Below are 22382 nucleotides of genomic sequence, written 5' to 3' on the forward strand. Positions count from 1 at the left end.
ATTAGTTATGTTGGATTGGAGTGATTACAACGAAAGCGACGAAATCGTTGCAACTGAGGATAAAGCTGAGCCGTCGGTAACAAACGTCGCCCAAAGCGGAGCTGCCGTGGTGATCGATGAGCCGCCAGCGGCGGTGAACAACGTCGTTCCTGCTGGTGACCAGACCGATGCTGTAACTGCTGCCAAGGAGGCAGTTAAGAACATTGACACGGCCCCGGGCATTGAGGAACTCGAAATGGGTGCCGCTCGTATCACGGTCGACGAAAAGGCCATGATTAACTGCCGGGCAGACCTGAACCAGCTGGTGCCTTTCAAATACGACTGGGCCTGGCAGAAATACATTGACGGTTGCGCGAACCACTGGATGCCGCAGGAAGTGAATATGACCGCTGACGTCGCGACGTGGAAAAGCGAGGATGGTCTCACCGAGGACGAGCGACGGATCGTTATGCGCAGTCTCGGATACTTCTCTACCGCCGACTCTCTTGTTGCCAACAACCTGGTGCTTGCGGTTTACAGGCTGATTACCAATCCTGAGTGCCGCCAGTACCTGCTGCGCCAGGCGTTCGAGGAAGCCATCCACACCCACGCCTACCAGTATTGCATTGAGTCGCTGGGCATGGACGAGGGCGAGGTCTTTAATATGTACCGCGAGGTCCCTTCGGTTGCAGCCAAGGCGTCGTGGAGCCTGGCGAAAACGAAGAGCCTGTCAGATCCATCTTTTACGACAGGCACTCCTGAAACGGACCAAGAGCTTCTCCGCAACCTAATCGGATTTTACGCCGTCACCGAAGGCATCTTCTTCTACTGTGGCTTCACCCAGATTCTCTCCATGGGCCGGCGCAACAAGATGACTGGCGTCGCCGAACAGTTCCAGTACATCCTGCGTGACGAGTCGATGCATCTGAACTTTGGTATCGACATTATCAACCAGATCAAGCTTGAAAATCCGCACTTATGGACAGAGGAGTTTCAAGGCGAAATCACCCAGATGATACTCGAGGGGACTGAGCTAGAAATCGCTTACGCGCGGGACACGATGCCCCGAGGCGTGCTCGGGATGAACGCAGCGAGTATGACAACATACTTGCAGTTCATTGCAAACCGCCGCCTCGTTCAACTTGGCCTGCCTGAGCAATTCCCAGGGGCAGACAACCCCTTCCCGTGGATGAGCGAAATCATGGACCTTCGCAAAGAGAAGAATTTCTTCGAAACCCGCGTCACAGAATACCAAACCGGTGGGTCTCTGAGCTGGGACTGAGCGCGAATCGTTACTACCAAACTCAGGATATTGTTGCAAAATGTGCGAGGGCTTTTTATGCCGGCGGCTCCATAAAGGGACCTGCGCCACCTCTGTTGTACAATCCCTGAAATGATAGATATGGAAATTGCGGTGACTGACGTTGCCGTTCAATGTGCGCTTGGCGAGGGTCGCTATCTTCTGGAAACCGCAACTGTGGTCGATTTAAACCGATCGTCGTCGGTATCCCTCCGCCGATAAGCTGTATTGGGGATGGATCTAGCCGGTTTCCCATCCAGCAGCGCAAATTTCGTGGTCCGGTACTTTGTGTTTGTCACGTCGAGGAGGACAGACACATGAAATTCAAAGTAAACAAATCGGTTATCTACCCAGTGGTTTCTCGGATATCGGCTGTCGTAGATCGTAAACAAACTCTTGATATCCTGGGCAATCTGGCGCTTGAGCTTTCTGGCAATGCTCTCACCATCACCGGAACAGACAACTCACGGCAGTTGACCAACACGTTAGAGGTTGTCGGCGCGGGTGATGGTGTAGTCACTGTTCCTGCTAAAAAGCTGAGTGCGATTCTTCACGCGCTGGACAATGACAGCGAACTTTCGTTCACAATGAGTAAGGACGGGTCATCTGTGACATTGACGGCTGGTAAAAGTCGTTACAAGTTGGCGACCATTGATTTTACGAACTTCCCAAAAATGGAAGCGCTGGTTGGCACTCCTGCATCGGTTTCGGTCGAGGCATCGCGGATGGCTGAAATGCTGATGGCTACTTCTTACGCTATGGCGCGTAACGATGTTCGTTTTTTCCTGAACGGCTTGCTGCTCGACATAAAGAACTCCGTTCTTTCAGTGGTTGCTACCGATGGGCACCGCCTTGCCAAAGACTACGCGGACGTACAGTGCGATGCGGATGTATCGTTGCAGGTGATATTGCCCCGCGAAGCGGTTGAAGTTATGGAGTCGCTTTTGAAGGGGGCTGACTCGGACGTAAATATTGCGCTCGGCGAGCTCTCCGCGGAGGTTTCGGTGGGGCGATATGTATTCCGCACTAAGTTAATAGACGGAAAGTTCCCTGACTACGAGCGTGTTATTCCGAAGGACCACCCGCGCTCCGTTACGGTGGATGCATCTGAATTCTCGGGTGCGCTGCGGCGGTCTCTGATACTTGCGAACGAGCAGTATCGGGGCGTATCCCTGAGCCTCGGTGAAGGCACAATCAAGGTGGACGCAACAAACCCGCAGGAAGAAACGGCGCTCGAAACAGTTGGCGTTGAATCCGACAGTGGAGAGGGGGAGCTGGGTATCGGCTTGAACGGCGAGTACATGCTGAGCGCGATGCGGGCGTCAAAGAGCGGAGTCGTGGCTATGTGCTTCAAAGATGGGAATTCTCCGGTTGTAATTACCGATCCAGGTAGCGATACGCACCTCAGCGTTGTGATGCCAATGCGGATCGGTAGCTAACGCCTCCTCGGCTGGGTTCCGGCCCAACCAGCAGCCCGCCGTACAACTCACGGCGGGCTGCATCTTTCAACGTTTGATGCAAATTGACGGCGCCGGCTTTGCCGTTCACCTATTCGCTCTCGCAAATGGACTACTGACCGCGCCTCGTAAGGTGCGTATTTTTGGGAAATGGCGACAACGAGGCAATAATCTGTTGACCGTGGCGGCGGCGATGTCATCATTGGCGCTGCTAACGCATGTCGCGTTGCTCTCCGTTTCGTGATTCAGCAGATCACAATTTTTTACCCCGCTATCGCGGGGTTTTTTATCGCAACTTCATTTGGTGTGTGTGTGCGACACATAATGTCGCAATTTTGGCATACAATCACCTTATGAATACCAACTACGATCGGGCTATTTTGGAGTTCGCAGCTAGCGTCAAATCTGAAGGCGGGCGGGCGTTGCTTGTTGGCGGCATGGTCAGGGACGAGCTGCTTGGCCTAGCATCGAAAGATGTTGATATGGAGGTCTTTGGCATAAGTCCTGACACGCTGTGCCGCTGTTTAGAGCAGTTCGGTCGCGTGAAGGAGGTGGGACAACAGTTCGGAGTTTACATTGTCGAAGGGCTCGACTGGGATGTCGCCCTCCCGCGGCGAGAGCTTAAGACCGGGGCCGGGCACAGAGGATTCGATGTGCAGCCGGAGCCTTCGATGACTGTCGAGCAGGCGTGTCGGCGGCGAGATTTCACGATAAACGCGATAGCCCGCGATCCTTTGACTGGCGAGATTATCGATCCATTGCAGGGGCAGCGCGATATAGAAAGGCGTCTTTTAGTGGCTTGCGATGCTACTACGTTCGGTGATGATCCTTTGAGGGCTCTTAGGGCGGCCCAGTTTGCGAGTCGTTTCGACTTCGATGTCGATGAGGGGACTTTACGCATTATCGCCGACCAGCCCTTAGACGAACTCCCTGGCGAGCGTGTCTACGCTGAGTTCCAGAAGCTTCTACTGAAAGGCGCGAAGCCGTCAAGCGGATTCGAAGTTCTTGACCGGTCCGGTCTATTGCACTTTTTCCCTGAAGTTGCGGCCATGCAAGGCGTCCCTCAAGACGCCAAGCACCACCCGGAAGGTCCGGTGTTCGAGCATGTGATGATGGTGATCGACGAGGCAGCGAAGCTACGGACGGGGAATCAAGACGAGGATATGGCCCTCATGCTGGGGGCGCTGTGCCACGATCTTGGCAAGCCTGCGTTCACCCAGATTGACGGTGACAGAATAAAGAGTCACGGGCACGAGAAAGGGGGCGTCGAGCCTACGCGCGAGTTCCTCCGGCGTATAAAGGCGCCTAATACCACCGTCAAAATGGTGTGCGCTTTGGTCGAACACCATTTAAAACCACAGACTTTTGCGGGGGTGGCAGGGCGTAAAGGATACCGCAACTTGGCGCGGGAGCTCTCTGCTGCCGGCGTGAGCCCAGCGCTGCTAGCACGCCTTTCAACCGCTGATTGCTTAGGTCGGACCACTCCGGCGGCGTTAGCGCGGGATACTACCAGGCAGCAGCGATTTTTGGATGAAATGGCGCTGCATGTTGGCCCAGACAATGACAAGCCGCTGGACTCAGTCTCCGGTAAGGACCTTATTAAGCGTGGTTTTGAGCCTGGACCGGAGATGGGTGAGATGCTTCGATTGATTCGTGACATCGAAGATCAGACTGGGATAACAGATGCAGATCGCCTAATTACGAAGGCCCTAGAAGATGCCGACTCCCTTTCGGCTGCTGCTCGGATGCGCTTTTCTGACGCCCTTAAAGCAAGAGGCGACGATCTGGCTGCGACAAGTGAAGCGGTCGCCTCGCCGAAGGTCGCTCCTTAGCTATTGATTCCGTAAATGAATTGAGGTTGCCCGCAATTTGCAGCATAATTGGGGAGGCGGTTTCTTTTTTTCTGAAACCTCATTTCTGCAATTATATTGTGTATCGGTCTACTTTTGAAACGGACTTCAGTCAAGCCTGCGTGTTTTAGTGGTTATCAGATAGCCGCTGAGCAAGGGGTGTTGGACGGGTCTGCTGAGTGTTTTTACACGCGGAAAGGGTGCTTCGGCGCTGGCTTCTATTTTGACGTGGCGGAGCATGCCGACGATTTTTTGATCGATTCCACATTCGCCCTGGTTGCGAAAGTGACGCTTCGAAATCCTGTCTGGTATGAGCCTTCGTCGGCGCATGGGCGGCCCATTAGCGGCCCAGGGGTCCAGCTAGTGCTTGACTATGTTCCTGACGCCGATCTTTTCCTTACGCTCTCGGAGAAAGAGGGTGAGCTCATATTCGGTGACTACCTTCTCCATCATCTGGAAACCCTGAATCACGATGGGCTTATAATTCTTTCGTCCGGATCTCCCGCACAGATCGTGGCGTTTAGGGAGCGATCTATAGCGATAGCTGACGTCAAAACTGTAGGGAAGGTCAGCGTTTTGCCGGTTCCAGCAGAAGATGGCCTTAGGATTCCCGCGTGACGTTAATCCCATCGTTCCGACCCATTCGACACCTAATGCCAGAAAATCTCCGCACCGAGGCAGCGCTAGAGCATGGGCTAATCGCAGTGATTTGCGTTGACATGAGACCAGACACCGAGAGATCTAAGCGGCTCATATGGTATTCGGTGGCGCCTGGCGCCGATGGCAGTGGCGGGATATATTATCGGCAGTTTTATCGGTTGTCGTCGTTTGATCCTGAGAGAGCCAGGCTGTGCGCGATCGACAACGCGATAGAGCAGGGGATGTCTAAAAGGCAGGCGATAGACAGTATCGACGCGGTTCTTGGTAGCGGCGGCTCGCTGATAACCGCCGAGAATCTCGTTCCAAATGGTCCTGGGCCTGGCTAATTTCCATGATTCGCGCTTCGCTTTGACGTTGAGTTACGGTCACCTGACGTCAACATTGAGGAGCTTTGATATGCGGAACATTTATTCCCGACTGCCTGCCATTTTGCTTTCACTGCTGGTGGCTGGTTGCACCGCTAACCCGTATACCGACGACAAGCAGGTCGCGAAGACCGCGAAGTATGGGGGAATTGCTGCAACAGTGTGCGGGCTGGCTGGTGCAATCGACTCAAGTGAGACCGCACTGATTTCAGCTGCTGCTTGTGGGCTGGTGGCAGCAGGTTATGGTGCGTACGTGGACGCTCAAGAAGCGGAGCTTCGTGCGACATTAAGAGGCACTGGAGTTCGCGTCTCTCGTGATGGTGATCGGATCACTTTAGTTATGCCGGGACACGTTGTATTTGATTTCGACTCAAAAGAGTTAGACCCCAGTTTCTACCGTACGCTTAGCTCGGTAAGCTTGGTCCTTGCCGAATTTGATGAGACGCGTGTCAGCGTTGTGGGCCATACGGACAATGTGGGCGGGCGTGATTACAACTTTGATTTATCGGTCGAGAGAGCCGTCAGTGTTGCAGTGTATCTGGTGACGCAAGGCGTCGACGAGTCCCGGCTGGATGTCATTGGTGCGGCTTTTGATCGGCCGATAGCTTCTAACGCCACTGCTGTAGGCCGAGCTAAGAACCGTCGAGTGGAGATTTCGATTATCCCGATGTCGGGGTAAGTGCCACTTCTTTGGCCCTCCTTTGTGGTAGCCACTAGAGTGCATAACCTCGGATATGCGTGGTATTCGTATATTTATGGTGGATTAGTCGCGGCGACCTACATATCCTATTGCTTTACTGTTTTGATCGGTTGCTAGCCGAAATCCACACGTATGCCAAACCCAGCGCCAGTTTTTATAGTCCCTACTAAACACGAAGTATCGTCCCTGTCTCAGGACCAGCTTATGGATAAAATAGAGGCGCTTTTGAGTCATTTGTCAGAAATGACGGCTATCTTTGTCGATCCTATCGCACTGTCTGATTTCGCTCGTGAGCACCAACTCAAACTTCGGGAAGCAGGAGACCTCCTGCGCACGAGTATGGAGTCGTGCGAGCCAGCGCTACATTGTTATCGATCTGAATTTGCCACCAGGCTAAGCAAGTAACTGCCGATGTCGACGGCTAGACTAACCTTTCTTTCTCGGCTTCCTGCCGTCGACTACAAGTATTGTTATGTTTTCTTCATACACACAGGGAGACAGAGCAATGTCAGAAACACTTGCCTATCTTGAAGATAACGGCTATCGATACCGAATTTTTTCTGGAGACAGTCACGCTGCCGAAGCCTGCTGCAAGCTGGTTGTACGCGCCCTTGAGCTGGTACGGCACACGTTCCCTCACGCAGGTCTTTCTGATCGCAACATCCCTTGCCAGAAAGAGCTCTATCAACATCACCGTATCGAAGATGCGCTTCTTAATCTCGCGCATGCTGAGCGCCTCGGCGCTGTGGAAGCAGAGATGATCGCTAGAATGATTCCCGGGCTAGCAGTGCCCAGCGAGGCCACCCTATGAGTGATTTGGAACAGAAGCTTATTGGGCGTGGCTGCGATCTGCTTGATGATTTGGTGTATGAAGTCTCGGAAGAGCTCGCGTGTCGCACGAATAATTCTGGGCTTGACGCACAGATTCGGTTTTTACGCCAGCAAGGATGGACGGACGCACAAATCCTACAGGCTGCACGAAGTCAGTCTGCGACTGTTTCGTGAGCGTCAATGCCGCCTTCGTCGGTACTGTGTATCACGGCCTATCGAGGATTTTCGACCTCGCCGATTTTAGGTCGACCAGTGAAGGGCAGTACGGAGGTGGTTGGTATTTCAGCGAGTCTCTCGATGTGGCGGCTGATTACGGCTGCGATACCGGATGTGTGATCAGGGCACGGTTATCCTTGCGCCGACCTTTTTACTACGCCGCTGACGATGTGCATGACCTGCCCTACGAGTCGTTTGCAATCAACTTGGCTCAGACTTTTATTGATGACGCTGAAGCGTTTATAGAGCGTCAGCTTGGTAATGATGGCCTGTATTTCGACTGGTGTCTCACTGCCGCTATGCGTAATGCCGGCCATGATGGTCTGGTCGTGACGTACCCTGGGTGCGTTGCTCGAGAGATCGTGGCTTTCAATCGGCCCTCAATTCACTGCCTCAGCTTTATGAGTCATGAACGCCAGGCGTTGGGTGTCGATTACCAGCGCGTTGCGCGGTTGGTACCCGTCGAGTGACTTCACGCAGAATTGCTACTGCAATCTGCGCTGATTTTATATTGGGCGACTGCGCGCGGCATTCTCGAATCAAAGCAGTTTACAGGGATTTGGGTACTGTAGCCTTTTCAACGAGTGAGGCTAGACCATGATTAATCCCGACATGATAAACGCAGGTTTTGAGGTTTTTGGCACTGTTGGAGTGCTCGTTAACTGTCGAGCGGTATTTCGGGATAAGCGATGGGCGGGCCTCAGTCCATCTGTATCGCTTGGGTTTTGCTTGTGGGGCTTCTGGAATATTTTTTACTACTCCGATCTAGCGCAGCCGTTTTCTGTCGTCGCCAGCGTAGGCGTTGCTTGCGCGAACAGTCTGTATCTCTACCTGCTTTGGGTGTATCGAGACAAAGCTGCTAATTCTGATTCGACAGTCTGTGCTGGGGCAAAAGCCTAAACAGTTTTTGGCCGGCATCGCGCCGCTATCGCGGCGCTGGCGGCCTGCAACGTTCAAATACGATATCAAGGATCGCGACACCATGACCACAGACCAGCTTGAAATAATTAAAGAGGTAACACTCACAGCGGTGTCGGAGGATCATCCGGAACTGGTTGACCTCTCTGACTGGGTTTTAGATCACGCGCTGCACTTAGGAGGCTATCCAGGTGAATTCGCGACTTTCGACAGCGACGGCTGTGAAGAAAAAGTGGTTCAATTAGATGATTATATGCCGACTCTCCCCGAACGAGTGCGCGTAATTGCTGATCTGTTTATTACGCTAGCTGATGCTGGACGCGTTTCCAGTGGACGAGTCGATGCGAAGGCGGGGCGTTGGCATGTGAAGGGAGTTGTAGACAGCGATGAGCATCTGACCCTGTCGATAAAACACTCTGACGGTACTTCAGTCCTTGATATAGGCATCGAGCCCGAGAACGACGACGAGTGGCTCGAGCGTTTCACTACAAGAGGCATTGAGGACGCTTATCGTAAATCAAGTGCCAGGGAAGTGGATCCTATCCACTAAAATCTATCACGTGATCCAGAGCCTGTGTGGCCCTGGCTTCGCTTGGATCTGCCGCCGCTACCGCGACGGCACAGCAACACAAATGTCGATGGGCGCTCACCGGGATTTCCCGTTAGATCTCGCTTTTATTTTTATCACGTACCTTGTCTCTATAAGCCTAGACACTACGAGCGAGAACAGATCATGGAATATTTAGAACACGTCTACACCCGCGTTCAAGAAGCCAAAGGCGCCCCTCGAGTTTGGATGGAAGGCCGTATACTGGAGCGTGCAGGCTTTAATCCCGGAGTACGTTACGAGCGTACGATTGACGCACAGAATCGTTTCATCGAGCTGCGTATTTGTGACACTGGAAACTTGGTGGTTTCTGAGCGCAAAAGCAAGAACATGCCCATCATCGAAATCAATAACCGCGCCATCGCGCCTGTTACGGACGGTGCGGAAGAGCTGCGTATTGATGCTGCGCAAAACGTTATTCGAATTTCGGTTGAGTCGCTGACGCGGAAGCAGCGTGAGCGCGAAGAGCGCTTTCACAGCGAGATAGCTGAAGGCCGTATTACCAAGGGCACAGTGTGCAGCGGTATTGGGATGAGCACCTTGGCGCTGAGCGATGCTTTCACAGTGTCTGGCCTTATTGCGCAGCAGAAGTGGGTTGTAGATCGCGAAGGCAAGTACAACCAGATCGCGTGGGATAATAATCCTGCGGTGACCGACGCGACGACAATTTTTACTGCATCGCTTGAGCAGATCGAGCCTGAGCTGCTGGGACCGGTCAGCGTCCTTAACGCGAGTCTCCCATGCACCGGATTCTCAGTTTCGGGTAGGTCGAAGAACAAAATCGCTCACCCTGAGGAGCACGCGACCGATGCCACTGCAGTATTTGGATTTATGAAGATCGTCGAAGGCGTGAATCCCAGCATCATCGTTAGCGAAAATGTGAAGCCCGCTCAAACGTCTGCGACTTACACTCTCATTAAGTCGTACCTGTACGTCCTTGGGTACAATGTGTTTGAGGTAAATCTCGACAATGAGCAGTCAGGCTGCTTTCAGAAGCGTCCGCGTTACTGGTTTGTGGCAGTGTCGAAAGGGCTCGGTTCTATTGATCTGAACAACGTTCCAAAGTTCGCTCGGGAATACGGAGAACTGCGCGAGTTAATGGACGACGTGCCGGCAGACAGTCCCGCGTGGTCACAAAACCAGTACCTTAAGGACAAAGCGATTCGTGATAAAGAAGCCGGCAAGTACTTCCAGCGCAACCTGATCAACGAGTCAACAACAGAGTTTGGCACGATAAATCGCACCTACGCCCGAAAGCAGAGCACACCTCCAATGTGGCAGCGGGAGGACGGCATGGAGCGCCTGCTGACCGCGAACGAAATCGCCCGCAGCATGGCATGTCCCGAGTCGCTGGTCGATGGATGCTCGCAAACCCGAGCAATTGAAGGGCTGGGGCAGGGTGTCGACATGAACCAGTGTCGCGGTATCGGACTCGCCATTGTACGCGATATTATTCGAGGCACTGGCAACGTTATTGCGGAGGCCGTGACCGATGTGGCCAGTGTCGCGGCTGACGCACTGGGTGGACTCGTCCAGCCCGCTAACAACATCCCAGAGACGGGCGACGAGAACGCCTCAGTGGGCCAGCTCAGCATGTTTAGCTGATCAACGAGCCGGTGACCGTTGGTTGCCGGCTCCTTCGCCTGGGCCGCCGCTATCGCAACGGCCAGGATGGAAATGATGGCGGTGGCGCCATTGCGCGGGCGACGCCCCGATAGCATCACTAAGCTACGGTCAGCGGATGAACGGAAGCAAAATATTCATATTTTGCAAAAACATCGCGTTTTTTATTCAATTCAGTGTCGTTACGCGCGACTATCATAGGTTATGAAAAGCGATATTTGGTGGTACCGCAACAGCCCCGGTGGGTTTCAGCGCGGCCCTGTCCCGGTTGACCTTGTTGAGGCTCTGATCGAGCGAGGTATTCTGGGTAGCGAGGCCCAGGTCCTGCGTGAGGGCTGGCCAACGGACGGCTGGCGTACCATTTCGTCAGTGTCGGATTTTACACTGCACGTGGGCACAGAGCCCCTGTGCGTTGAATCAGTGGCGCCGGCGTCACCCCCAGCTGACCTGGCAGATGATCTCGCAGCCCCGAAACGCCTTGTAGAGAGGCTGCCGCTGCGTGTCGCGGCGTTCGCCGTCGTCGGCTTGTGCATGACCGCGTCAATTGCCTGGCTCGCGCAGTACTCCGATCTTGGCGAGATTGTGGACGCCGCAGCAGAGTACGGGCAATCGTCAGCGTCGGACGCCGACATAATCCCCGCCGGCAGCGATCCAACGCCTGATCTAAGCATAAATGGCGAGGCCCCGGCACTGTTGACAGCGGTCGTCGTAGAGGCTCAGCGCGTTATCCCCGATCCGGCCATGGCGACCCCACCCGAAATCAAGTGGGAAAACTCGTTTACTGGCATGGCAGCAGCTATTCCTGAGCTTTGGAACGTTAATGTCATCGAGCAATCGTCGACCTACGCGACCTACGAGTTTATGGCGTCAGGCGACAATACGGTCGTCGTGCTGGGCGTCGAGACAAACGACGACGGGAAGACGCTATCGGAATACGTCGCTGCGATAAGCGCCTCAAACGCGCGGATTACCGACAATGGCGTTTATTCTGCTAATGGGTCTCGCTGGGACGGCGTGGGCCTGACCAGTGAGTCTGAGGGAGAGATGTCCATTCGTATTTTTGCGGTGGGCGAACATTTCTGGCGCGTGATACTGCTGGATATGCCGGACGGTCCGACCTCCATCGCAGATGCCATACAGCTTTCGGACACGCTCGCGCAAACATTTATTTGATCGCCTGGCTGTATTTCCCTGCTCGGCGCTGTTACCGGAACGCTTGCTATGGTTCCACCATCGACAACAACTTATCGAGGTGGAAGATGACTGTAGCCATTGGGCAGATCATTAGCAACATTGACTCACGTACCAAAATCCAGTGTTCTGCAGAGCGGCTTAAGGCGGTGTCCGAGAAGTTCAGCCAGGCGGTAGTAGAGGCTTTTAAGTCGACGCATGGCAATCTTTTTTCAGTTGTCGAAGATGGCAGTGACAATCTGGGAGAGGCGTTGCTTGAGGCTGGAAATGGAGGTGTGGTATCGGTGCTTTCTTTGATTGGGTTTGACGAGGTAGACCACGAGAAAAAGAGTTATGGCTGTGTATCCCAGCATTTCACTGGATATGCGCGGTTTGCGCTGGATGGTGTCCTGATATCGATTGAAGCCGGCGCCACATATACAGAGGTTGATGGCTGGGACTTTTCACCGGGCGCTTCTGTTTGCGTAAATGAAGAAGTGGCGAGCGACGATTTCCACGACTTAGTGTGTGAGTCTGCAATTATCGACGATCTGTTTCTCAACAACGACCACTACGACCCGACGGCCAGGCCACTTGTCCAGACCCAGATAGATGCCATGGCTGATATTCTTGGCATTCCCCGTAGCTAACACGGGCGGACGGCGATTTCACAATTACGTTTTGTTTAGGTATATAAACGATGGTAAAATCAAAGAAAACCAACCATCTATACCAGTACTTTTCGAAGGTGGCTTTATGGATGAATGGCAGTATAAGCGCCGTGGGGGGCAAGTTGGCGGCCCGGCGGACCTGGTGATTTTGACCGCGCTTGCGAAGAAGGGTGTCATACGGTCTAGCACGCCTGTGAAGCGTGCGATTGACGAAGACTGGCGGCCTTTAGGGACTGTGCCTGAACTTGCCGCGATAGCGGCGCTTGCAGTGCCCGATGAGTCCTCGGCCCAACAAGCTCGCCCTACGCGGTCACAAAACGCGTTACAACGTAAACTACTGGATCGCTGGAAAAGGACCGCGAGGCAATGAGGCAGGCTGAAACAATGGTGCGGACTGATTTTTCGTTAAGCAGCCGAGATTGGGTTAACTACCTTGCCTACCATCTTGTGCTTTCCGTGGCTTTTGCGGCCGCGGCAGGCCTGTGCCTGGAATTGGCAATTGTAGAGCCTTGGGTTGTTGCCTTTGCTGTCGCCACAGTGTTGATGGTGTTGCCAAATTACATGAGTTACGACTACGCGCGTCGCCTTCGGGCTAAACGGTCTGACTACTATCGCGGCATAGTTTCAGCGGCGATTAAAAAAGCGTCGGAGGCGCCGCCGCTGGAATGCGCTATTGAGCAGCAACGGCGGGAGCGATTTTTGGCGGAAATGCGTTGTTGGGTAGAAGGCCCGCGTTAGCGTATTATCCGCAAGCTTTTCCGCTTGCCGCACAACACATTTCGGACACTGCTACGTTAGCCAACGGCGTTCAAACGCAGCTCCGCTGGATTTGTTCGGGGCAGGGGAAGTTTTTCCCTGACGCCGATTGAAGGTCATAACTCCGCCTGTAGCTCAGTTGGATAGAGCAGCCGCCTCCTAAGCGGCAGGTCGTGCGTTCGAATCGCACCAGGCGGGCCAACATCTCGTTGACGATTGATCGCCGCGGGCGCTTCTCGACAGCACATATCAAGTTCCACAACCCCCCCCTATTAGATGCATCAGCATCAGAGGTGAACCCCGCCGCGCCTACTTTCCAGTCGGCCAGAATTGTCCTCGCGTAGGCGTACCTTAAGAGTCAAGTTAGACACGGGCGGGACCCGCCATGGCCACATGTGAATATTGCGCAGGGGAGCAGCATCTCGAAATCTTAGAGGTGTGGGGTCGCGAGTTTATGCTCGATACATGCTGCGAGCACCTACACGCAGAAGCTGTGGCGCTTATGCAGGGGCGGTGTCGAGACCCCTGGATACGCGAAGCATTTGCACGGATGGGCATTTCGGCACGTAGCGTTGTCGACGTTGAAGGGCAGGTGGTGCTCGATCACGGACTGTCGGTCGGGTCGGTCGATTTTTCCACCGCCTGCGAATTCATAGCCAAGCACCATGAACACCACCAGCCGCCAAGAGGTTGGCGATGGGGCCATGCGATCTATAACGGTAGCGATTTAATCGGCGTTGCGACTGTGGGCCGTCCGGTAGCCCGCATGATTTCCGGGGAAACCACTGTCGAGATCAATCGTCTGGCGGTGCGGCGCGATATGGGCAGGCTGACGTGGAATGCCTGTTCGAAGCTGTATGCCGAAGCCGCTAAGGAAGCCAAGAAGCGGGGCTATGAGCGGATAATCACCTACATACTGGAATCGGAGCAGGGGGCCACGCTAAAGGCCGCGGGATGGGACCTTGAGCGAATCACGCAGGGCGGCTCATGGAATTCACCCTCAAGGCCGCGCGAAGACAAGGCCCCGACCTGCGCCAAAAGGCGCTACGGCAAGACCCTGAGGCAGCCGAAGAACGCTCGCACCGGGCAGCAAGATATCTTTTTCGCCGCGGCCAGTTAGTCCCGGCATGACAACACGACAAGGAAGCAATATGAATACCGATACTGTTAAACCTCGCCTGATTAAATCCATCCTGAGCATGGGTCTTGTGCCTGTACAGTACAGCGGCCGCTCCATGTATGGCAGCCAGTGTGTGGGGGTGGCTGTGGGTGGGGATGTATCCCCGGTCAACTTTGGGGCCGGGTTGGCCTCGAAGGCCTTCTCCGCCTCAGGCTCAGCCTATCGCGAGGTGATCGAGACGATCCAGGCTGCAGATTCCGACAGCATGGGCCTGGGAACTATCTTCTATTGGCCCTCGATTGCAGTAGAGGCCGGCGAACTGCCGCTGGACGCCGCCGAGGCTGATGAGCCCGGCTTCTCTATTGATGTTGTTATCGAGAGCGAAATCCAGACACTTGGCGCCGGCGGTGTGGTTCTTTCCACAGGGCTTGCGCCGGTTGATGGGGAAGAACCTGAAGGTTGGTTCCGCAATCACTACAAGTGCACCCAGTGCGGCCACGAGTGGCACGATGATTGGAGCGCACAATGCGACGACAGATGTAATGATTGCGGCTCAACAATGACACCGTACAAATCTGAGGATATCGAGAAGGACTAAGCAAGTTCAGCCGTTTCCCATGCGGAAGCGGGTCGGGCTCCAGCAGGTAACCTGGATCAACTGAAAACACGTTGAGGAAGACACCCCCATGGGAGCAGAACAGAAAATTAGCAGCCGCCAGATGATCCAGAGCGTTGCCGGGACCGACCAGGACTTCGAGTGGTACCCGACCACTACCGAGATCATCGAGACCATTGCCTATGACCTGAGCGAGGTCGAGTTCATGGAGAAACCCTCCATGCTGGACGTTGGCGCCGGCGATGGCCGGGTGCTCAAAGCCTTGGGCGGTGCCAAGTACGCCATTGAGAAGTCCCGTCCTCTGCTGGATAGCATGGACCCGGACATTTTCATTGTCGGTACAGAGTTTAGCCAACAGACCTTGATCGATAAGAAGGTGAACACTGTCTTCAGCAACCCGCCGTATTCTGAATTTGACGCCTGGGCGACCCGGATCATTCGCGAAGCAAACGCCGCGCTTGTTTACCTGGTTATCCCGTCTCGTTGGTCCGATTCAAAGACCATTCAGGGCGCTATAGAGGCCCGGAACGCAGTGGCTGAAGTTATTGGGGAGTTCGACTTCCACAACGCCGATCGCCAAGCGCGCGCCCACGTCAATATTGTGAAAATCAGCCTTCGTTCTCGTGGGCGAGGCTTTCATGGCCTCGGATCGCAGCGGGTAGACCCGTTTGATTTGTGGTTCGACGAGAACTTCGATATTGCCGCCAGCCAGTCCAAGCGCAGCAGCTGGGAGGACGCCACGTCCAACAAACAAAAACTGGAAGAAGCCCTTGCCGGCGAACTGGTGCCCGGTGCTGACCTGGCCGTTGTACTTGAGAAGCTCTACATCGCTGAGTCTGCAAAGTTGGTGAATACCTACAAGCAGCTTGAAACACTGGACGCGGACCTGCTTCAAGAAATGGACATTAACCTCAAAGGTGTCCGTGAAGCGCTGCGACAGAAGTACGAGAGCCTCAAGGACCGCTATTGGGGTCGCCTGTTCTCCGGCCTCGATCGCATCACTTCTCGATTGACTGCCCAGGGTCGCCAGAAGATGCTGGACAAGGTGATGGCAAACACTCACGTCGACTTCACCATATCAAACGCCTACGCGATCATTATCTGGTGTATCAAGAATGCCAACAGCTACTTCGACTCCCAGTTAACCGAAGCCATGGAGCGCTTGGTGAGCGAATCTAACATCGAGCTGTACAAGTCGAACCAGCGCACCTTTGGGGCTTCTGAATGGCGCTACAACTGCAAACCTGAAGGGCTGGACCGGTTCAAGCTCGACTACCGTATCGTCTATGCCTCTGGCTGGAGTGGCATTTGCACCGATCCGTACCCTACGGGACGCGTAAAGCAGTGCAACCTGACTGAACACGCTATTGACCTGCTGGATGACCTGCGCACCATCGCAAGCAACCTGGGATTTGACACCAGCTGCCACCCCGGCGCCGTCGATCACTGGTGGGAGAGCAACAAGAAGGTCGAGTTCATGTGTACGAACGGCCGCACCGGTGATGTCGAAGTCATCTTTGAGGCCAAGGCCTTTAAAAATGGCAATCTGCACATCAAGTTCAATCAGGACTGCATACTCCGCATGAACGTCGAATTTGGCCGCCTGAAAGGATGGGTGCAATCCGCCGCTGAGGCCGCCGAGGAATTGGGCGTGAGCCCGGAAGCAGCCAGCGAGGCCTTTGGCGCAAACCTGCGACTCGACTCAACCCTGAAACTAGGTACTGATCAGGTGTTTCCGACCTACTAGCGGGGAATGTTGGGCCTGGTACGTTTTGTCCATCGACAGCAACCAGCCCTAGAGCGAGAACCACCATGAGCAATTCCACCAAAGCTATTTTTATCCCAGCGACACTGCAAGTCATTGTGCCGGAAAACTTCGACGAGACGGTGATCCCGGCTCTGGCAGGAGTTTGCGATATCCCGGCCATCAACGGTGACGAAAATCTTATTAGCGGGCTGAAGGACGCCATCGACGCATGTGATGGCTTTAAGGAGGCCATAGAAGATGCCAGCCTCTGGATCTCAGACTACCGCCCAGCGGATCGTGGGGCGTTTGATGAGACGCAGGCGGCCGATTATATCGCCTCGCACGGGAATGGCGACCCCACCGCTGACGGAATTGCGCTCGCGCGGAAGTTGTTCGCCAACGGTTCAACTTATGCCGAAATCGGTCACGAGGTCGTTTTCCGCGGCCTTACTGAATAGGTGCGAGAACTCGCTTAGCACGCTGTTCGCGCACTTTCCCAGCAACATGCAAATAACTACAGCCTCGCTATGTTGTTCGCAAGACCGGAGGGATAATTATCATGCTTGATCAATTTAACGAATTTCTGAACGCCAACACCACGACAGACCTTACACAGTTCTCGGGCTTTCCGGGCTGGTCACACCCTGACGCAAAGGCGGCACTTGAAGCCGCGGTCGAGCGTGGCGATATCGATACAGAACTGGCGGAGCGCGCTTCGCTGTCGGCTTACTACACGCCGGATTGGCTCGCAAAGTGCATCGTTGACTACACGCTTGAACTGGGCATCGAGGGCGGCCGGGTTCTTGACCTGGGTTGTGGCACAGGGCGCTTCCTGAAGCACTTTGACGGTGCCAACGTCGAACTGACTGGCGTCGAAATGGAGCCATTGTCAGCCCAGGTAGCGCGCAGCGTTTTGCCCCATGCCGATATTCAGACGCGAGACCTGTCAAAGCTGGTCTTGCCGAGCGATTACTACAATGTGGCGGTAGGCAATCCCCCTTACGGCAACTGGCGCATGTCTGACGTTCATCACCCCGACTTCTCTGGGTTGAATGTGATTGATTATTTTATGCTGCGCGGCCTGAAGGCGCTTGCGGTGGGGGGTGTTGCTGTCTGGGTGGTTTCGACACGCTTCCTTGACCGCAAAGATATACGCGGGCGTTCCCTGGTCGCTCGCTATGCTGATCTCAAGCAAGCCGTCCGGCTGCCTTCTGGCCTATTCAGCGGCACTGACATTCCGGTAGATGTTCTCGTGTTTCAGCGCACAGACTCGCCCAGCATGGGTTATGAGTGGTTATCTGCCACGACCCCCGTCAAAGATTCGGCCGGCAACATCAAGGGGCATGCGAACCTCTGGTTTTCCGGGCGCTCGCATTGCGTGTTGGGTGATATGGAGTACGTGGATCGCGGTGACCGAGCGGTACTGAAGGTCAACGGCACCGGAAATGACATCGAGGGCCGTTTGGCACAACTGCTTAAAGGCGCGCAGGTTGGCGCAGTGCCTGTGTGTGTGGAGCGTGAGCCATTGCGCGATTTTGGCGATGACTTTGACGCCGTGGCGGTGGGTGGGCTGTTTATCCACAACGGCGATCTCTGGCGTAAGCTGTTTCGAGCTGAAGACGTGGCCGATACTGTCGATCTGGCAGAGCGCGTCATAACCCGCGCCAACGCGAAAGGCGAGCTGGTGCCGATTAAACCTACCGAGCGGACCAAGCTCATGAAAATGGTGCCTCTGGGCATCGAGGCCAAAGCGCTGATCGACCTTGAGCTGTCTGCTGGCGCGAAAAGCGGTGATATCGAGGCGGCCAGAGACTCACTGCGAAGCAACTACGAAGCGCTGGTGAAAGCGCATGGGCCGCTTTCGCGCCCGGCCAATAAGCGTCTGGCGCTGCTCGATATCACTCGGGGTCCGCTGCTGCTGTCGCTGGAAACGAATTACATAAAGCCCATCACCAAGGCAACGGCGGCACGCCTTGAGTGCGATCCGCGCCCTGAGTCTGTCGAGATGGCAACCGTTCTTACCCGCCGGGTCTCGCACCCCCACCTATCACCCGTTTTCTCAACGGTGGAAGAGGGGATTACCGCCTCACTGTCCACGCGGGCACACATCGACATCGACTACATCGCTAGTCACTTGGGACTGGCGGAAGGTGCCGTGATTGCTGCGCTGCCAGACACGGTGATCTGTGACCCTCAGACTCAGCAATACATCACTCGCGATGCGTACCTGTCCGGCGATGTTCTCACCAAGCGTGAGATTGCCGAGCGCGCAGGCCGCACCGACCTTGTGCAGATGCTGGACGATATCCGCCCTGCCCATGTGGGCATTGAAGATATTGGTTTGAATCTGGGCGCACCGTGGCTGCCTGCCGATATTATCGAGGACTACTACAACCTGTGCACCAGCGCGGCCATTACTGCGACCTATCTGAGCGCGACAGGTGAGTGGTTTATCGAGCCTGCCCAGATGGCCACATCCCCGGCGCAATACAGTGAGTGGGCGGTGGCAGATACGTACGAAGCGTGGGAGGTGTTTAGCCGGGTCGCTAATAACAAGCCCTTGAAGGTGTACCGACGTTTTTCTTACGGAACGGGCCGCATCCTTGATACCGAGGCGACCAACCAGGCCAACATGCTCGGTCGCCAAATTGTCTCCGGCTTCTATGAGTGGGCCTTCAATGACTCGGACGTGCGAGAGCGCATCGAGACCATCTATAACGAGCGCTTTATCCGCTTCGTAAAGCGCGACTATGCCAACGTACCCGTGACGGTGAAGGGCCTCTCGAGCGCTACCACCCCCTATGACTACCAGCTAAACGCCATCCGGCAGGCCATGGTTGAACCGGCGCTGCTGCTGGATCACGTGGTTGGTGCAGGTAAGACGCTTGCACAGGCTGCTTGCGCGATTACCGCCAAGAGCATGCGACTGGTTAACAAGCCCGTACTGGCTGTTCCTGACCACCTGGTGGGCCAGATTGCAGCAGAGGCCCAGCGCCACTTCCCCTCGGCCACCATCCTTGCGCCGGAGAACACGTCGTTCTATGGCTGGCGTCGGGCGCACCTGTTTGCCCAGATCGCCACGACCGACATTGATCTGCTGGTGGTTGGTCATTCCGGCTTCGGCAAGCTGCCGATGGACCGTGTGGCGGTGGAAGGGTTTGCAGCGCGTCAAAAGGCCCAGGTGGCGGCGGCAATGAAAATCATGGGCGGAAAGGGCGGAAGGCAGAGCTACTACGTGAAAGCCCGTCTGGAAAACATGCGTAACAAGATCGATGAGTATGCCAACAACAACACCACCAAGGATGCGGGGTTGTCACTGAGCGATCTTGGCATTGACATGATCGTGTTGGACGAAGCGCATTTCTTCAAGAACCTTTCATTTTTTACCCAGCTTAGCGACATTCGCGGCATCAACCCAAATGGCTCTAACCGGGCAATGGATACCTTGATGAAGATCGAGAGTGTGCGCCGCCGCGGTGGGCGGGTCGTGCTGGCAACAGGCACCCCCATCTCAAATTCAGTGGCGGAAGCGTTCACCTTCCAGCGGTATCTGGTGCCGGATCGTCTGGATGCTTTGGGTATCGCCACCTTTGATGCCTGGTGTAACCAGTTTGGTCGGATTGAAACACGCATTGAGCGTAAGCCTACGGGCGTACACGCCCCCGTGACTCGCCTTGCGAGCTTCCATAACCTGCCCGAAATGTCGGCGCTTTGGGGCCATGCCGTAAGCTATCTCGGCAAGGGTGGGATGGAGCGCCAGCAGCGCGAGAAAGGCGTCGCCTTGCCCGTTCCGCCACTGCGCAACAATGGCTACCTGCAAGAAGTGGTGCCCTCATCAGCCCTACAAAACGGTATGACCGCCTTGATAAACCTGCGCTTCGATAACTTCGAAGATAACGACAATGCGCTGGCGGCAATCACCGATGCACGAAAGGCCGCGGCGGACATGCGCTTACTGGTCGCTGATGCCCCGCGCTCGCGTAACTCGAAAATCGTGCGCTGTGCCTTGAACATCGTCCGTACCTACCGCGCAAACGCGGCGGTGAAAGGCACACAGCTGGTGTTCTGTGATCTGGGGGTGCCACACGCCTCCTCGACAGTTGCCAAAGCGAAAGCGTTACGGGCAGACGCCGCCTGGTCTGCGCGGGCGCGGGAGAAGCTTGAGGCCTTGCTGCCGTCGCTGTCACAGGATGAGATTGATTCGCTGGAATCTGATGTGTCGCTGTATGACGACCTTCGCGATCTGCTGGTGGCCGGGGGAATCCCGGAGCATGAAATTGCCTATGCCCAACACCTTAAGACCGACAAGCAGCGCACGGACTGCTACGACGCGATGAACGCAGGTAAGGTGCGCGTCCTGATTGGCTCTACATCGAAAATGGGCACCGGGATGAACGTCCAGCAGCGATTGGTTGCCCTCCACAACATCGACGCCCCGTGGAAACCTTCAGAGTTAGAACAACGCCACGGGCGCATTATCCGCCAGGGGAATACTCTGCTTGAGGCGGTTAAGGATTTCGAGGNTGAGATCTACTGCTATTCTACGGAAGGTAGCTTTGACGCCAGTATGTGGTCGCTGATCGAAACCAAGGCCCAGTTTATCGAGCAGTTGCGCGCGGGCAGCGACAGCCTGCGCACCATCGATGATGTGAACCTTGAGGCGGCCAACGCGCCCATGATGAAGGCCTTAAGCTCCGGTGATCCGCGCGTTTTGGAACACGTCGAACTCACGCAGACCGTCAAGGAGCTTGAGTCGGCGGAGCGTGGCATCGCTCGCAACAAGGCGAGGCAAGTGCAGTTCAAGCGCTCACTGGAAGCACGTCTTGACGCACTGCCTGAACACATCGCCCGACTAGGGCGCGATATTGCCGCCGCCGATCCGGTGACCGATAGCAAACAGTTTTCCTGCTGGCGCAGTATAGAAGGCCGTGCGTTTGAAAAACGCGCCGACGCCCTGAGTGACCTAAAGGCGGCAATGACTCGCGCGGCCTCAGAGGCTGAGGCAGCTACTATCGGTTACTTCCTCCGACTGCCGGTGAAGGTGGATTACTCCCGCTTCGGCGTCGCATTTACTCTCGGCGAGTCTGACACCGAGATTTTGCAGGCGCGCGATCTTGGAGACATCCGCTTTGGCGGACTGTTCGGACGGATGCGGGGCGCAGTGCTTGATATGGATGCCGATCTGAAGTCTGCACAGCGCAACCTTGCTATTATCCCTGGCGAAATCGTGAACGCACAGGCCGTCATCGACCGCGAAAGCCCCCACACAGCGCCGCTGCTGGAGGCTCAAACGCGCCTGTCACAATTGGATGCGGAACTGGGTTCGCTGGATGACCTTCCGGAAGAAATGACTCAGATGGACGCTTACAAAACGCTGAGCCAACTTGTCTCCGACGCATGGGGGAAAGTGTCGGACCCCCGGGAAATGACCATCGAGAACCTATTGAACGCTGCGTACGCGAGTGAGGTTAGCGACATACGCCGGAAGGCACTGGGTACCGCGATTCACGGCGACGAGGATCAGTGGGCGGCGTTGCTCTCTCAGGCGGTCACAGACGCCGAGGCGATGGCTATACCCACTGTAGAGGACGCCGAGGAGGACTACGACGACCTGATTCGACAGATCAACGAAGACAACTTGGCCCTGCTCCAACCGCCAGCCAACGACAGCGAGCCTGTCATTGAAAACGTTATGGTAGCGGTAGAAGAGGAGGTTGATTTCACACCCGTTACTCCGATGAACAGCGCTCAGCAAGGCGATCTGTTTGGTGGGCTGGCTGCCTGACCACTGTGGCG

At 55.3% G+C, this 22382-nt stretch carries 18 protein-coding genes and 1 tRNA gene; all 19 read left to right on the top strand.

Annotation, left to right across the window (positions count from 1 at the left end; all coding sequences use genetic code 11):
• The first annotated feature begins 7 nt into the window (after positions 1-7).
• The gene (locus tag A3709_RS10685; RefSeq protein WP_066054211.1) at positions 8-1261 is read left to right on the top strand and encodes a ribonucleotide-diphosphate reductase subunit beta; all 1254 of its coding nucleotides are present in this window, start codon (positions 8-10) and stop codon (positions 1259-1261) included.
• A 335-nt stretch (positions 1262-1596) separates the two neighbouring features.
• Positions 1597-2718, top strand: coding sequence for a DNA polymerase III subunit beta (dnaN, locus tag A3709_RS10690; protein ID WP_066054213.1), 1122 nt, complete (start codon positions 1597-1599; stop codon positions 2716-2718).
• A 371-nt stretch (positions 2719-3089) separates the two neighbouring features.
• Positions 3090-4568: a CCA tRNA nucleotidyltransferase gene (locus tag A3709_RS10695; protein ID WP_066054215.1), complete on the top strand. Its 1479-nt coding sequence runs from the start codon at positions 3090-3092 to the stop codon at positions 4566-4568.
• A gap of 381 nt (positions 4569-4949) precedes the next feature.
• Positions 4950-5204 carry a hypothetical protein gene (locus A3709_RS23190; RefSeq protein WP_156507676.1) on the top strand — a complete coding sequence of 85 codons (255 nt, stop codon included), beginning with the start codon at positions 4950-4952 and terminating at the stop codon, positions 5202-5204.
• 438 nt (positions 5205-5642) lie between these two features.
• Positions 5643-6290 (top strand): OmpA family protein, encoded by a 648-nt coding sequence (locus A3709_RS10710; protein WP_066054220.1) that lies wholly within the window; start codon positions 5643-5645, stop codon positions 6288-6290.
• 526 nt (positions 6291-6816) lie between these two features.
• A complete protein-coding gene (locus tag A3709_RS23195) occupies positions 6817-7122 on the top strand; it encodes a hypothetical protein (RefSeq protein ID WP_156507677.1) in 306 nt (101 codons plus the stop codon).
• A gap of 190 nt (positions 7123-7312) precedes the next feature.
• A complete protein-coding gene (locus A3709_RS10730; protein ID WP_066054229.1) occupies positions 7313-7828 on the top strand; it encodes a hypothetical protein in 516 nt (171 codons plus the stop codon).
• A gap of 410 nt (positions 7829-8238) precedes the next feature.
• Positions 8239-8826: a hypothetical protein gene (locus A3709_RS10735; protein ID WP_156507678.1), complete on the top strand. Its 588-nt coding sequence runs from the start codon at positions 8239-8241 to the stop codon at positions 8824-8826.
• Positions 8827-9009: 183 nt separating this feature from the next.
• Positions 9010-10488: a DNA cytosine methyltransferase gene (locus tag A3709_RS10740; protein WP_082850067.1), complete on the top strand. Its 1479-nt coding sequence runs from the start codon at positions 9010-9012 to the stop codon at positions 10486-10488.
• 222 nt (positions 10489-10710) lie between these two features.
• Positions 10711-11679: a hypothetical protein gene (locus tag A3709_RS10745; RefSeq protein ID WP_066054233.1), complete on the top strand. Its 969-nt coding sequence runs from the start codon at positions 10711-10713 to the stop codon at positions 11677-11679.
• 86 nt (positions 11680-11765) lie between these two features.
• On the top strand, positions 11766-12326 hold the full coding sequence (locus A3709_RS10750; protein ID WP_066054235.1) for a hypothetical protein: 561 nt from the start codon (positions 11766-11768) through the stop codon (positions 12324-12326).
• Positions 12327-12432: 106 nt separating this feature from the next.
• Entirely contained in the window at positions 12433-12717 is a 285-nt protein-coding gene (locus A3709_RS25015; RefSeq protein ID WP_197484153.1) for a DUF4339 domain-containing protein, read from the top strand.
• Positions 12714-13085: a hypothetical protein gene (locus A3709_RS10760; protein WP_066054239.1), complete on the top strand. Its 372-nt coding sequence runs from the start codon at positions 12714-12716 to the stop codon at positions 13083-13085. The genes A3709_RS25015 and A3709_RS10760 overlap by 4 nt, the downstream gene beginning before the upstream one ends.
• Before the next feature lie 142 nt (positions 13086-13227).
• Positions 13228-13304 (top strand) — tRNA-Arg (locus A3709_RS10765).
• A gap of 184 nt (positions 13305-13488) precedes the next feature.
• The gene (locus A3709_RS10770; protein WP_082850068.1) at positions 13489-14223 is read left to right on the top strand and encodes an XF1762 family protein; all 735 of its coding nucleotides are present in this window, start codon (positions 13489-13491) and stop codon (positions 14221-14223) included.
• 31 nt (positions 14224-14254) lie between these two features.
• Complete coding sequence (locus A3709_RS10775) at positions 14255-14821, top strand: hypothetical protein (RefSeq protein ID WP_066054241.1); 567 nt, start codon at positions 14255-14257, stop codon at positions 14819-14821.
• Positions 14822-14909: 88 nt separating this feature from the next.
• Positions 14910-16586, top strand: a complete 1677-nt coding sequence (locus tag A3709_RS10780; RefSeq protein ID WP_066054243.1) for a DUF4942 domain-containing protein — start codon at positions 14910-14912, stop codon at positions 16584-16586.
• Positions 16587-16651: 65 nt separating this feature from the next.
• Positions 16652-17044: a hypothetical protein gene (locus A3709_RS23660; RefSeq protein ID WP_197484154.1), complete on the top strand. Its 393-nt coding sequence runs from the start codon at positions 16652-16654 to the stop codon at positions 17042-17044.
• A gap of 101 nt (positions 17045-17145) precedes the next feature.
• A complete protein-coding gene (locus A3709_RS10790; protein ID WP_066054244.1) occupies positions 17146-22371 on the top strand; it encodes a helicase-related protein in 5226 nt (1741 codons plus the stop codon).
• The last annotated feature ends 11 nt before the right edge of the window (positions 22372-22382 follow it).

Source organism: Halioglobus sp. HI00S01 (assembly GCF_001635445.1).
GTDB classification, from domain to species: Bacteria; Pseudomonadota; Gammaproteobacteria; order Pseudomonadales; family Halieaceae; genus Halioglobus; species Halioglobus japonicus.

Coding starts and splice junctions, on each gene's coding strand:
- A3709_RS25015 (WP_197484153.1), top strand. CDS start 12,433: ATGGATGAATGGCAGTATAAGCGCCGTGGGGGGCAAGTTGGCGGCCCG.
- A3709_RS10780 (WP_066054243.1), top strand. CDS start 14,910: ATGGGAGCAGAACAGAAAATTAGCAGCCGCCAGATGATCCAGAGCGTT.
- dnaN (WP_066054213.1), top strand. CDS start 1,597: ATGAAATTCAAAGTAAACAAATCGGTTATCTACCCAGTGGTTTCTCGG.
- A3709_RS10695 (WP_066054215.1), top strand. CDS start 3,090: ATGAATACCAACTACGATCGGGCTATTTTGGAGTTCGCAGCTAGCGTC.
- A3709_RS10770 (WP_082850068.1), top strand. CDS start 13,489: ATGGCCACATGTGAATATTGCGCAGGGGAGCAGCATCTCGAAATCTTA.
- A3709_RS10745 (WP_066054233.1), top strand. CDS start 10,711: ATGAAAAGCGATATTTGGTGGTACCGCAACAGCCCCGGTGGGTTTCAG.
- A3709_RS23195 (WP_156507677.1), top strand. CDS start 6,817: ATGTCAGAAACACTTGCCTATCTTGAAGATAACGGCTATCGATACCGA.
- A3709_RS10750 (WP_066054235.1), top strand. CDS start 11,766: ATGACTGTAGCCATTGGGCAGATCATTAGCAACATTGACTCACGTACC.
- A3709_RS10740 (WP_082850067.1), top strand. CDS start 9,010: ATGGAATATTTAGAACACGTCTACACCCGCGTTCAAGAAGCCAAAGGC.
- A3709_RS10775 (WP_066054241.1), top strand. CDS start 14,255: ATGAATACCGATACTGTTAAACCTCGCCTGATTAAATCCATCCTGAGC.
- A3709_RS23660 (WP_197484154.1), top strand. CDS start 16,652: ATGAGCAATTCCACCAAAGCTATTTTTATCCCAGCGACACTGCAAGTC.
- A3709_RS10710 (WP_066054220.1), top strand. CDS start 5,643: ATGCGGAACATTTATTCCCGACTGCCTGCCATTTTGCTTTCACTGCTG.
- A3709_RS10760 (WP_066054239.1), top strand. CDS start 12,714: ATGAGGCAGGCTGAAACAATGGTGCGGACTGATTTTTCGTTAAGCAGC.
- A3709_RS10685 (WP_066054211.1), top strand. CDS start 8: ATGTTGGATTGGAGTGATTACAACGAAAGCGACGAAATCGTTGCAACT.